We start from the raw sequence: 13297 nt of genomic DNA, 5'->3' as shown, positions 1-13297 counted from the left end.
TATTTAGAAAACATATATATATTATTTCGATTAGTCAACGTGCAAAAGTAACCGCTTACATTACGCAATTTTACGCGCATTCTCGTTCGCTTCTGTAAGCAGTTACTATCATACCATACATGCTCTTTTAATTGCACCATACATATTTACAATCTTATAGCTATGCTTTTATATATTCTGCCCTAACAGTAGCAATATCCTCAGCGCAGCAGTCTACTGATTATACTCCGACATTACTATCTGTCCTTCCTTGAGGGTGGCGGGTACATCTATAATCCTTTGATTACTTGAGCCTCTGAATCTAAGCATCATATCTTTTTTGGCAAGTACAAACTCCCCATCAACCAGAATATCTGTCATTGACAAGATTGCATCCGTATCAGCGCCGTGACACCTCTTATTGTCTGGATCCGTAAGCTCTTCCCAGACATAACCTGAATAGATCCACACAGTTGCTTTTGGAACTTCCTTCTTGATCCTTTCTATGAAAGGCCTTAGAACCTCCTGATTCCTGATCTCCATAGGTTCACCGCCAAGGATCGTGATACCGGATATATATGCAGGCTTCAAAGACTCTATGATGTCATCTTCTACATCCTTAGTGAATTTAAGCCCGTATTCAAAATCCCAGGTCATCTCATTGAAGCACCCTTTGCAGTGATGAGTACATCCTGACACAAAGAGTGATGTCCTGCATCCAATACCATTGGCAACATCATTTTTTATAATCTGTCCGTAGTTCATATTTTAACCTCATGTCGCGAGCAAAGCGAGTGACTAATGGTTCAAATTGATGGAGCTCGCGTCATCAATTTGGGTTTGAAAATGGAACATTTTCAAACTTAACCTCATGTCGCTAGCAAAGCGAGTGACTAATGTTTCAAATTGGCGAAGCTAAAGTCACCAATTTAGTTTTGAAAGTGGAACACTTTCAAACTTAACTTCACGCTGCGCGTAGTTTTATTATTAACGCACATGAGGCCGGATCATAAATCCGGCCTCATGCTCCCCATACCACTATTTCCATACCGAGTATACCGCAACTCGCTACGAGATAATAATCCTTTGACCTGTGAATATCATAACTTATTCACAGTTTTGGGTATTCGTTTTTTAAAAAGAGTTTTCAGATCTTTGCAAAGATCTTATTATACGTTAACTGTTTCTTCTGCCTCTTTTGTTTCAGGTACTAATGTTTCATTGGATACATGCAGAACTCTTTCCTTGATCTCCTGAGTACGCCCCTGATTCCAGTACTGAGTTCCGATGTAGCCGCAGGTACGTCTTGCAACATTCATCTTGTCCTGATTACGGTTGCCGCAGTTAGGGCACTCCCATACAAGCTTACCATCCTCGTCAGTGACGATCTGGATCTCTCCGGTATAACCGCAGCACTGACAGTAGTCTGACTTGGTATTAAGTTCTGCGTACATGATGTTCTCGTATATATACTGCATAATAGAAAGAACCGCATCGATGTTATCCATCATATTAGGAACTTCTACATAGCTGATAGCTCCACCGGGTGATAATGCCTGGAACTCTGACTCGAACTTGAGCTTAGAGAAGGCATCTATCTTCTCAGCTACATGTACGTGATAACTGTTGGTAATATAGTTCTTGTCTGTAACTCCGGGGATCATTCCAAATCTCTTCTGGAGGCACTTTGCAAACTTATAAGTTGTTGATTCAAGTGGTGTTCCATAAAGTGAGAATGAGATATTGGTCTCTTCTTTCCACTTAGCGCACTTATCATTGAGGAACTGCATAACCTTAAGTGCGAACTCCTTGCCATCTGCATCTGTATGAGATACACCCTTCATGAACTTGGTACATTCATATAGACCGGCATAGCCAAGGCTTATTGTTGAGTAGTTACCAAAAAGAAGCTTGTCTATTGTCTCGCCTTTTTTAAGTCTTGCAAGTGCGCCGAACTGCCAGAGGATAGGAGCTACATCACTTGGAGTTCCAAGGAGCCTTTTATGTCTGCACATAAGAGCTTCATAGCACAGCTGAGTTCTTTCTTCCATCAGCTTCCAGAACTTATCCTCATCCCGGCCTGAAGAGCAGGCTACATCAACAAGATTTAAAGTAACAACGCCCTGATTGAAACGTCCGTAATACTTGTGGGCGCCATTTACTCCAAGGCCCTCTGTATCAGGTGTAAGGAAAGATCTGCATCCCATGCAAGGATATACATCGCCGTTTTTGTACTCACGCATCTTCTTGGCGGATATATAATCAGGTACCATACGCTTAGCTGTGCACTTGGCTGCAAGCTGTGTGATGTGCCAGTATTTGGAATCAGGAGTTATATTATCTTCGTCAAGAACATATATAAGCTTAGGGAAAGCCGGAGTGATATAAACACCCTTCTCGTTCTTAACTCCCTGTATACGCTGTTTGAGCATCTCTTCGATAACTGCTGCAAGGTCGTCACGAAGCTGTCCTTCAGGAACCTCATCAAGATACATGAATACTGTGATGAATGGAGCCTGACCATTGGTTGTCATCAGAGTGATAACCTGATACTGGATCTCCTGAACACCGTCCTTGATCTCCTTACGAACACGCATCTCAGCGATCTCGTCAATCTTCTCGTCTGTAGCCTCGATACCGGCCTGCTCAAGTTCCATACGAACCTGCTTGCGGAATTTCTGACGGCTTACATCTACGAAGGGCACGAGATGTGAAAGTGTGATCGACTGTCCACCGTACTGGGAGCTTGCAATCTGGGCTATAGCCTGAGTTGCGATATTACATGCAGTTGAGAAGCTCTTTGGAGGCTCGATAAGAGTTTCAGAGATAACGGTACCATTCTGCAACATGTCTTCAAGATTGACCAGACAGCAGTTGTGCATGTGCTGTGCAAAATAATCTGAATCATGGAAATGGATGATACCCTCTTCATGAGCTTTGACTACTTCAGGAGGAAGAAGGAAACGCCTTGTGATATCGCGGCTTACTTCGCCTGCCATATAGTCACGCTGAACACTGTTAACAGTAGGATTCTTGTTTGAATTCTCCTGCTTAACCTCTTCGTTATTGCACTCGATAAGTGACATGATCTTATCATCAGTTGTATTGGACTTACGCATAAGAGCATGCTGATAACGATATGTTATGTATTTACGTGCAACATCATTGCTGCCGGCATCCATAAGTGCGTTCTCTACAAGATCCTGGATCTCTTCAACGTTAGCTGCACGTGTCAGATTATTGCACTTAGCTTCAACCTCTTTCTCAATGCGGATGATATCCTCATCAGAAAGACGCTTATCCTCAGTGACAGTGAGATTAGCCTTCTTAATAGCCGCAATTATCTTGCCACCATCAAATATAACCTCTTCGCCACTTCTTTTAATGATTTTCATGGAGCCCCTCCTAGTCCCTTTTTATTAATGCACAGCAAAAAAGACAAACCAGTCCCTATCACGGTTCCAAAACACCCGCCTGATCACTTCATGCTGATATAATCACTTAGACCATAGATCTAAGATTTTATTTATTTGGAAAAATAAATTGTACTTGAAAAATTTTGGAAAATATATAAGTAAAACTATCGTGAATTGATACTTAATTACTATATATTGTGTTTACACATAAATGTTAATACAAAATGTGGGCATTTTCAAGTGGTTAGAGAAACTTTATTCCGTGTAATATTGCACAAAATTAAGACGATTGATGTATAAAAAGCATCTGCCTTACAGGTCTCTTACCGCTTCCAGCCTATTATGCATGCGAAGTACATGATTTAGTAGATTTTTTTCAGTTATCGGATTACCGGACACAAAATATTGTGTTTCTATATCATGAAGCATACTATCCGTATCTGAAAATGAAACTCTGGCTGCCTCTCTGGCATTATATTCAAGGCCGCATACATCAGCCAGATGTCTTATAGTACCGACATTACCATCTATAAGATGGATATCGTCACCAAAAACCTTCTTGTAAGAAGGCTTGAAATAATTGAAATGTGTGCACCCAAGTACAAGAGCCTGATATTTGGACAAGTCAAAAGAAGCAAACTGTTCGTGGATATACTCGTCTACTTCAGGACCTTCAAACTGCTCATTTTCTGCAAATGTTACAAGGTGCGGCATAGCCAGAAGATCTACTCTGTGATCCTCATCAACTCTCTCAAGAAGATGTGAAAGCTTCTTCTCCCTGATAGTCACAGGAGTAGCGATAACAAGAATACGCTTTTTGGAAGAAGTCTCCTCCACTGCAGGTTTTACAGCAGGTTCCATACCAAGAATAGGAAGAGAAAACTCTCTTCTAAGATCCTCTACAGCTACTGCAGTTGCAGTATTACAAGCTATTACAATAGCATCTGCTCCCTTATCTATAAGGAATCTTGTGATGTGCCTTGTATAATCTTTGATCTGGTCCGAAGTCTTAAGACCATAAGGAACATGATCAAGATCTGCATAAAAAAGATATTCAGTTGCGCCAAGTCTATGGTATGCCTCGTGTAATACTGAAAGGCCTCCAAAACCCGAATCAAATATTCCTATCTTCATACGATCACTCTTCTTTGCCTGCGAAATCATGCTTGAAATGTCACAAATGCTTGTATTTAAAGCCTTCTGGCATAGAAATAGAGGCAGTAACTGCTGCCTCCGTTTCTGTCCTCATTAATAATATTCTATTCCACAATCAGTGACAATGTATAAAAGTGCTGAAATGTTATTCTGATTAATCCTGACCAAAAAGCGCTCCAAAAGCCGCGCATATGGGCATATTCCAAAATACACCAGAAAACGGTTTTGCGTTAAGATTAATTTATTATTGTAGATTTGACTATTCTGTCCTTTTTCTTTGTGTATCTTACTGTGTAATATTTTTCTGACATTATTAAAAAAATTCCCACTTGTACATACTGATATCCAAGCACAAATCTTTAGTTACTTAATCTCTGACAGATAATCCTTGGAACAGAAGTAGTACTGGCCCTGATAATAAACCTTGGCCCAGCCATTCTCTTCACCTACAAGCGTAAGCTCTGTTCCCGCCTGTACTGACATAGCCTTGTTGGTATCAGTCTTCTCTGGAGATGTTCTAAGGTTAAGACCATTGGTAGTATATACGGTTGTTCCGGATACAGTCTCCTGTGTATTAGTTTCAGACTGACCCTGAGACTCCTCTGCTACTGTATTATCACCTGTATATGCAAATTCATCTCCGGCTTCCTTCTCATTTGCAGGGTCATTGACTTTATTAAATATGAACATGATAGCAATCACGATTATAAGAATAGCAGTAAAACCTGCAAGGATTTTGGTGATAACAGCCATCTTGTCCTGGCCGCCTTCCATATCCTCTTCGTATTCTTCATAATCAGCGCGGTCCTGATACATCTGATCTTCATATCCCTGGTCATAGCCTTGCTGACTGACTTGATATCCATCGTTGTAGTCTTGATCACCTTCGTAGTATCCGCCGTTATCATAGCCATCTTCATAACTACCCTGATAATCTTCATAGTATTCATCCTGATAGTTATCATCATAACTTTCATCATAATTATCAGAAGGTCTGCCTGAATATCCGGTTCCGTTATATCCTGACTGGCCACCATTTTGATAACCGTTTGGATAAGAAAATCTTTGATCCTGACTGTAAGAACCCTGATTAATAGCCTGTTTTCTTTGATACTGGGCATTCCTTTGGTTGTTAACTTCACGCCTTACTTCATTGACAGCTCTATTTCTAAGGATGGTCTCCTGATGAGCCTTTATATATTCCTGTTTCTCTTCAGATGTCAGGAAATTCATAGGATCCTCAATCTGAATATCGTCGGGATTCATTTCATCAGGTCTAACATAGGGTGTTCTTAGTGGTGCGGTCTTTGATGGCACACCTGCCTTATTATCAATACCGGCTTCATCTTTTTTAAAATCATTAATGTTGAGAATCTTCTCTGCCATAATCGTCCTCTTGTTCCTCTCCCAATATAGCTTCTACCCAAACCAACATCAGACACCCCTATACCTGATATCGGCCTTATATATAACTCCCGGTGCTGACTTGCTCATATATGATCAAATGCAAATAAGACAGTACACCAGCGACATGTCATATAAAAAAATAGAATAAACACTTTTTAATTATTTCCTTACCTGCTTACAACATATTTGCAGATAGGATTACCCATCGATGAAAACTTCTCTTCATATTCTGTCATAACGTTCCCTTCGTTCATAACAGGATCGTTATGAAGATCATGTGTTACCTGATCAAGATGCCATCCTGCAGGCTCTACTTCTTCAAGTGCAAATGCAAAAAGATCTGTGTTGTCAGTTTTGAATTCTACAACTCCGTCTTTTTTCAAAATCTCATCATATCTGTGAAGGAATTCTCTTGAAGGAAGACGCCTCTTAGCATGTCTGTCCTTGGGCCATGGATCTGAGAAGTTAAGATATATCCTGTCAATCTCGCCCTTACCAAAAACCTCTGTCAGAACCTCGGCTTCCATTCTGATAAAACGGATATTGGGAAGCTGGAGCTCTTCCTGCTTCTGAAGGCCTCTAAGCATTACGCTTGAATATTTCTCGATTCCGATATAGTTAACATCAGGATTCATCTGAGCAAGTGTCATGATAAAACGGCCCTTACCCATTCCAACTTCGATCCTTATAGGATTATCGTTTCCAAAAACTTCGTTCCATTTTCCCTTATATTGTTCAGGTTCCTTGATGGACCATTCATTTTCAGCTATTTTTTCACGCGCTCCGGGTATGTTTCTAAGTCGCATATTTATTACATTTCCTTACTTTTTATTATGTTTGTGTACTTTCAAACTCACCAACTATTATGTATAATTTTACTAGTATATGTCAAACTTATTTGATAAACAAATTATTACCTGTTCGTAAACATTTGTACGGATCCTCAATATGCGCTTTTTCTAAGCCATTAACCTCATGTCGCGAGTGAAACGAGTGACTAATGGTTCAAATTGATGGAGCTCGCGTCATCAATTTGGGTTTGAAAGTGGAACACTTTCAAACTTAATGAAGGATGTACCAAAACGAACAGAATATATTACAAATGCGAAAGGTCAGATGAGCAATGTTTTCTGATTTTTATAAATATATTTATAGATATAATAAAAAAATATTTTCTTTTCCTCTCTAAAAAGCATCTTATTTGTGGCTGCGGCTTTGCTGTTTTTCTCTATGTCTGTGCCCGGATGCTATATAGAAGCAGTAGCGGCGCCCGATTATACTGCTGCCATGGAAGAGCGCAAAAAGCTCGAGATCCAGTCCAATAATACTGACAACTGGCCGGAAGGTCCGGCAATAGGAGCTCAGGCTGCCATACTTATGGAAGTCAACACAGGTACTATCCTCTATGCCAAAAACATAGACGAAGAGCTGTATCCTGCAAGTACGACCAAAATGCTCACTTGTCTTATTGCTGCAGAGAATGCAGACATGAATGATATGGTAACCTTCTCTTATGATGCTGTTCATTCTGTTCCAAGAGATGGTTCCAATATAGGAATAGATGCAGGAGAATCAATGACTCTTGAGCAGTGTCTGTACGGAATCATGGTCGGTTCTGCAAATGAATGTGCCAATGCAGTAGCAGAGCATGTTGCAGGATCTTTGGATGATTTTGCTGATCTTATGAACAAAAGAGCTGAAGAACTTGGGTGTACTCATTCTCATTTTGTTAATGCCAACGGTCTTTTTAATGAAGACCATTATACAAGCGCTCATGACCTGGCGCTTATAGCCGGTGCCTTTTTTTCAAACGAGCTTCTTTCTAGTATAGGCAATACTGCAAGATACCACTTCACACCGACTGATACTCAGCCTGACGACTTTTATATAACCAATAAGCACAAACTTATAAATGGTGAGATATCCTATGACGGCATACTTGGCGGCAAGACCGGTTACACCGATGAAGCCAGAGAGACACTTGTAACCTGCGCATCACGCAATGGAATGAAACTTGTATGCGTTGTCCTAAAAGAAGAGTCCCCTTATCAGTTTACAGATACAGCAACACTCTTTGATTACGGCTTCAATAATTTCCAAATAGTAAACGTTGCAGAGACTGATAATTACTACATTCCTGAAGACACGAGCTTTTTTGCCTCAGATAATGACATCTTCGGATACTCAGGCAATGTTATACAGTGGAACGATGATGACTCTATAATACTTCCAATCACAGCATCTATAGATGACTGCACTTCGGAAGTATCGACTGATGTTACAGGTCAGCCTTCGGGAACCATCGCAGTTGTGAACTACCTGTACAACGGCGTAAGCGTAGGAACTGCAAGGATCATTACCGGCAGCTCCCAGACTTCGTTCTCTTTCTCAAATACTAAAACAGATAGTAAGATAACGCCTAATCAGTCGATCTATGTTGACGTGAAGCTCATAATCATAATCGTATCTGTTGTTGCCGGAAGTATAATCTTCGTCCTCAACCTGCACGCTTTCATACAGTCCCTTCATTATGCAGGCAACGATCCCCAGGAGAGGAGAAGATATAAAAGAAGACAAAAACTTTTAAAACAGCACAAGCTTACTTATAAAAAGCCACGAAAGAAATAATGATCATATAAAATAAGCGCCTGTCACTGCAGCCACACAAATGCGGATGCAATGACAGGCGTTTATTATTACAAGTGTCAGCTTTTTACCGAACTTCTATTTCAATATTTACAGATCTTTGCTGCTCTTTTTCTTCTCAGCATTGTTCTTGACACGCCTTGAGTGAGCCTTGGCTCTAAGCTGCTTCTGCCTTATATCCTGCACTCCGTCGGCATCTACAAATTTGCTGGTCTTAACAGCATAGCAGCCGCCACCCTCAGCTTTTTTGACCCTTATCTTGGACTTCATAAAGCCGTGCTTGGGACATGTGGACAATGCATAGTAGTGCTTGCCATTTGGTGAAAACCACCTGATCTTACGGCGAAGATTCTTGTGACACAGATAACATCTGGTACTGATAACCTCAGGATCTTTTAAAAGTTCTTCCTTATCAGAGAATTCTCTTGATATATACTTGGCGTAATTGTCAAAGACTATGTGGATCTCCTGGCGCTTATCCTTGGGAGTCACATAATTGTCAAAAGACACATAGCGAAGAAATTTGTCCGGAATCGCCTTAAAGATCTCTGCAGTATAACTTGCATCTGACAATGCCCTATGGAAAGCCTGATCCTTACTTAACTTTAGGAAGTCTATTCCATATTCAAGGGATCTTCTGGATTTACCATCTTCAAACGCCAGGGAAAAAAGCTTCTGAACATCCATGAACTCGATCGGCCCGTCTGACAAAGGCTCGAGATCATAATAATCCATGTTGCGCTGAAGCTCCGGAAGGTCAAGCGTTCCCCAGCTGCAGAATATAGGATCTTCTCCGCACCATTCAAGAAAATCAGCAATAACTGTAGTAAAAGGATCCGCATCTTTAAGATCGTCCATTGTAAGATGGATGATCTTGCCGGTTATCTGGTGCATGGTCTTATAGACCTTTGGATGTATAAGCTTTGAAAAAGTTCCGGTCACTTCACGGTCTTCATTAAGCCTTACTGCGCCTATTTCAATTATCTCGAAGGGTAGCTCTTTAAGTTCCTGCTCCCTTACGGTCTCACCCTGATTCCACTCAAGGTCAAAAACAATATAATTCGACATAAATCATTTCCTCTATATAAGCATATATATTATACAGTGAACCTGTAGTATATGGCAAAGATTTGTCGTGCTGCAGCGCGAATTATTTCCAGACTTCAAACCTGGACAAAGCTGCGTTATTTATACTAAAAATATTATCGGAAAAATGATATTGACATTTTATATTGTGTGCAATATAATTGCATCATGATAATTGATCCTTTGACAGAGTATACCGATATATATTCTGCCGTAATATTATAGCGCGGGCCTATCCCGCAGATTGGAGATTAAAATGGGATTCTATGATTACAGTGTACCTAATACCAAAGGTGAAGAAGTTTCTATGAAGGATTTTGAAGGCAAAGTTGTTATGGTTGTTAATACCGCAACCGGATGCGGATTCACACCTCAGTATGAAGATATCGAGAGTATCTATGAAGAGTTTCATGACAAGGGTTTTGAAGTTGTAGATGTTCCATGTAACCAGTTTGCAGGACAGACACCCGGTTCTGATGAAGAGATCCATGAGTTCTGCACACTTAAGTACAACACACAGTTCCCTCAGATGAAGAAGTCTGACGTTAATGGTGACAATCAGCTTCCTCTGTATGAATACCTCAAGAGCCAGAAGGGCTTTGAAGGATTTGGTAAGGGTGCAAAGGCACTGGCTATGAGCGCAATGCTCAAGACTATAGACAAGGATTACAAGAAAAATCCTAATATCAAATGGAACTTCACAAAGTTCATCGTTGACCGCAAGGGCGAAGTTGTAGCAAGATTTGAGCCCACAGCTTCTATGGACGATGTAAAGAAGTGCGTTGCATCTCTTATCTGATACTATAACCTTATCGTAAAGGACAGACTCCATTCCTTGGAACAGCGTTTGGACGGGTGTTTAAAAAATATTTTAATGTTCTTGAAGGTGTTATAATTCAAGGCATGATATCTGGATATTTATATTCTAGGGTCTGAAACTCGCTTCGCTCAAACATGCAGACCCTAAGAAGAATATAAATATCCATCTATCAAGCTCTTGAATTTAATAACACCTTCAAAAGAACATGAAAATATTTTTTAAACACCCGTCCAAACGCTGTTCCAAGGAATGGAGTCTGTTTAATAGTTGAAATTGATATAGAAAAAGCGTCAGCATTTTGCCGACGCTTTTTCTATGTCTTAAAGTATTGTTACCTGCTTGTCCTTATCAAATGTGTGAGGCTCTTTGGTTACTGCTTTGTGACCGACTGCCAGAGCTATCTCGAATTCATAGCCTTCAGGAAGTGAAAGCTTCTTGGCAAAATAGTCTTTTTTGTCACCATGAAGAACATCGTAGATACATCCAATGATGAGATTGCCAAGGCCAAGTTCTGTTGCTGCAAGTGCCATATTCTCTACAGCGATTCCTGCATCAACGTGACTCCACTTAAATCCTGACTCAGCACTAAGAAGGATAACTGTAGGTGCTTCATAATAGAAGTTATGCTCTACTTTATCAAGATTTCTTAAACGGTTCTTCTCAGCTTCGATCTGGGCAAGAATCTCATTATCTCCGCTTACAACTGTAAAGTGGATCTCCTGTTTGTTCATACCTGTAGGTGCATGAAGACCTGCTTCGAGTACAGTATTAAGTTCTACTTCAGATAGCTTATCTTCTGTATAGCCTCTGGTTGATGATCTTTCTTTGATTACTTCAAATACGCTTCCCATTATCTTTCCTCCCATGGATTTATGATTTGATCAAATATGAAGGAGCCAGCACACTAGCTTTGCTCGCGACATGAGGTTATTTATGATTATTTTACTCCTTCCACAGGTCGGATACGTAATACATTAAAGCTATACATGTATATACACTGTAGAAGATCCCGTTATCATCAACGCCATTTTTCAAGATCTCTCTTGCCTTTTCTTTGGTAAGAAGTTCAAATCCGTCAAAGAGTTCTGATCCTTCAGCACCGTCCTGTGAGAGCTGTCCTTCTATATCGGACCTGATGATGACAGATACAAGAGCATTACTTTCATCAGTCATGCCGGGAGTACTGAATACAAGCGGATTTACAGTTTTTATAATATCTTTGTCTGTAAGTTCTATTCCGGTTTCTTCCTTGATCTCTCTGACTGCTGCCCTCATAGCAGGAGTCATATTGGAAAAAGTATCTACAGCTTTTTCATCATTACATTTGCAGGATGAACTATTGCTATCATAAGACTTAGCATCATCTGCATCTATCAAACCTGCAGGAACACTTAAAAGGAACTGCCCTGTAGGATATCTGTATTCTCTGGATAGTAAGAGCCTTGGCTCATCATATAGGCCATTGTCTATTATTACAAGACAGCTGACTGCATCCGGAATCATATTTTTAAATTCTTCTGAAGACTTGGTACATACAAGGCGCTCGGGAGATCTTCTGCTTGCATTAAGATAATGCCTGCCTTTTTGATATTCATAGTCATAAAGGCTTATATATCTGGACAGATACTTACCGGTAATGATATGGAGATTGATATCAGGATTAAGCTCAGATGCATCTTCAAATACCTTTTTGATCTTATCTATATAGCTATACTTGGATCCTGTATTTGAACTATCCGGTGACTTGCTGCTATCATCACGTGAACCTTCATTATCATCTTTCCTGCAGTCGATGATATTAATATCACACTCTCCAATCTCAGTGAGCGCATCATAGAGAGCATCTAAATTAGTGCCGCAATAATCAGGAAGATGGAGCTTTTCTTTAAGAAGATCGTATATCTCTTCTTTATCAAGTTCTACCAACATGCTTAGATCAATCGTATAAACTTTCTGCATATCAAACCTCTCTATCTTTCATCATGTACGTAAGTTTATGCTATCTGCCTGGACAAAGCAGTATCACCAGAGTTTTTGCAGGAGCGGCAGTATATAGTTCATTTTCACACTTTACTGCCCTGTTCAGGCAAAAGTCTTAATTAATTATATACCTCACCGTATTCAATCTCACCATCGACTATGATAATCTCGGTAAATGAATCATAGTGATCTTCTGTGTAATAGTACTGGCCATCATCTGTAAAAACAAGCCTTTTGGCACCTCTGCTACTCTCACCGTCTGTATCTATATCGCATTCTGTATAGGAGTTGTCAGGAAGAATCCCCTCACGATTACCAAATCTGTCGCCGCCAATGGCACCGCCTTCCATGTAATCTTCAACAGAACCACCTTCCCAGCCAAGAGCCTTAGCTTCAGACTTAGTAATATAATTGCCTGGAAGATGATCAAATGTATCAAGATATAGGACAACACTCTCGACATCATAATAATATCCATCTTCATCAAGCTGGTTAAGATCCCCCGCCGAAGTGACATTCTCATCTTCATCAGAATCACTAAGCCCATCGCCAATGCCATCTTCCAAATCGTCTTCATCAGATGCTTCTAAATACTCCAGCTCCCTAGCGCTATCTTCTGTACCTTCAACACCAGCAACTGAAGTAACATCAACACCCGCACTCTTATCGGAATTCTCATCAACTTTAATATCTGCTGCCCTACATCCAGTAAGTCCAAAAGCCAATATAATTATTACTGATAATATCTTTTTTAAATTATACATATATATACCTTCTAGCTGATTCTCAATATCCTGCCGCGATCCCC

At 40.2% G+C, this 13297-nt stretch carries 11 protein-coding genes; 2 read left to right on the top strand and 9 right to left on the bottom strand.

Features of this window, described 5'->3' with window-relative positions:
• Nucleotides 1–213 precede the first annotated feature (213 nt).
• The 5 genes from nrdG to trmB all read right to left on the bottom strand — a co-directional run bounded on the left by nrdG (nucleotide 214) and on the right by trmB (nucleotide 6763).
• Nucleotides 214–744, bottom strand: a complete 531-nt coding sequence (nrdG, locus tag I7804_RS03510) for an anaerobic ribonucleoside-triphosphate reductase activating protein (RefSeq protein WP_248404977.1) — start codon at nucleotides 742–744, stop codon at nucleotides 214–216.
• Between the two features lie 404 nt (nucleotides 745–1148).
• Nucleotides 1149–3374, bottom strand: coding sequence for an anaerobic ribonucleoside-triphosphate reductase (nrdD, locus tag I7804_RS03505; protein ID WP_248404976.1), 2226 nt, complete (start codon nucleotides 3372–3374; stop codon nucleotides 1149–1151).
• Between the two features lie 333 nt (nucleotides 3375–3707).
• Nucleotides 3708–4559 (bottom strand): glutamate racemase, encoded by an 852-nt coding sequence (gene murI / locus I7804_RS03500; protein WP_022755281.1) that lies wholly within the window; start codon nucleotides 4557–4559, stop codon nucleotides 3708–3710.
• A gap of 354 nt (nucleotides 4560–4913) precedes the next feature.
• Entirely contained in the window at nucleotides 4914–5936 is a 1023-nt protein-coding gene (locus I7804_RS03495) for an SH3 domain-containing protein (RefSeq protein WP_248404975.1), read from the bottom strand.
• A gap of 188 nt (nucleotides 5937–6124) precedes the next feature.
• Entirely contained in the window at nucleotides 6125–6763 is a 639-nt protein-coding gene (gene trmB / locus I7804_RS03490; RefSeq protein ID WP_022755279.1) for a tRNA (guanosine(46)-N7)-methyltransferase TrmB, read from the bottom strand.
• 397 nt (nucleotides 6764–7160) lie between these two features.
• Here trmB and I7804_RS03485 point away from each other — a divergent pair, with 397 nt between their 5' ends.
• Entirely contained in the window at nucleotides 7161–8585 is a 1425-nt protein-coding gene (locus I7804_RS03485; RefSeq protein ID WP_248404974.1) for a D-alanyl-D-alanine carboxypeptidase family protein, read from the top strand.
• A 108-nt stretch (nucleotides 8586–8693) separates the two neighbouring features.
• Here I7804_RS03485 and I7804_RS03480 read toward each other — a convergent pair whose 3' ends face one another.
• Nucleotides 8694–9671 carry a 3'-5' exonuclease gene (locus tag I7804_RS03480; protein WP_248404973.1) on the bottom strand — a complete coding sequence of 326 codons (978 nt, stop codon included), beginning with the start codon at nucleotides 9669–9671 and terminating at the stop codon, nucleotides 8694–8696.
• Between the two features lie 274 nt (nucleotides 9672–9945).
• On the opposite strand from I7804_RS03480, the gene I7804_RS03475 reads away from it, so the two are divergent.
• Nucleotides 9946–10488: a glutathione peroxidase gene (locus I7804_RS03475; RefSeq protein ID WP_022756956.1), complete on the top strand. Its 543-nt coding sequence runs from the start codon at nucleotides 9946–9948 to the stop codon at nucleotides 10486–10488.
• Between the two features lie 341 nt (nucleotides 10489–10829).
• Here I7804_RS03475 and I7804_RS03470 read toward each other — a convergent pair whose 3' ends face one another.
• The 3 genes from I7804_RS03470 to I7804_RS03460 form a co-directional block, all read right to left on the bottom strand.
• Nucleotides 10830–11360, bottom strand: a complete 531-nt coding sequence (locus I7804_RS03470) for a nitroreductase family protein (protein WP_248404972.1) — start codon at nucleotides 11358–11360, stop codon at nucleotides 10830–10832.
• 91 nt (nucleotides 11361–11451) lie between these two features.
• The gene (locus I7804_RS03465; RefSeq protein WP_248404971.1) at nucleotides 11452–12468 is read right to left on the bottom strand and encodes a barstar family protein; all 1017 of its coding nucleotides are present in this window, start codon (nucleotides 12466–12468) and stop codon (nucleotides 11452–11454) included.
• A gap of 140 nt (nucleotides 12469–12608) precedes the next feature.
• Nucleotides 12609–13253: a ribonuclease domain-containing protein gene (locus I7804_RS03460; RefSeq protein WP_248404969.1), complete on the bottom strand. Its 645-nt coding sequence runs from the start codon at nucleotides 13251–13253 to the stop codon at nucleotides 12609–12611.
• Nucleotides 13254–13297 lie beyond the last annotated feature (44 nt).

It is taken from the genome of Butyrivibrio fibrisolvens (assembly GCF_023206215.1).
Taxonomy (GTDB): Bacteria; Bacillota; Clostridia; order Lachnospirales; family Lachnospiraceae; genus Butyrivibrio; species Butyrivibrio fibrisolvens_C.
Note: the sequence above shows the minus strand (reverse complement) of the source record. Positions and strands in the feature narration are given on the sequence as shown.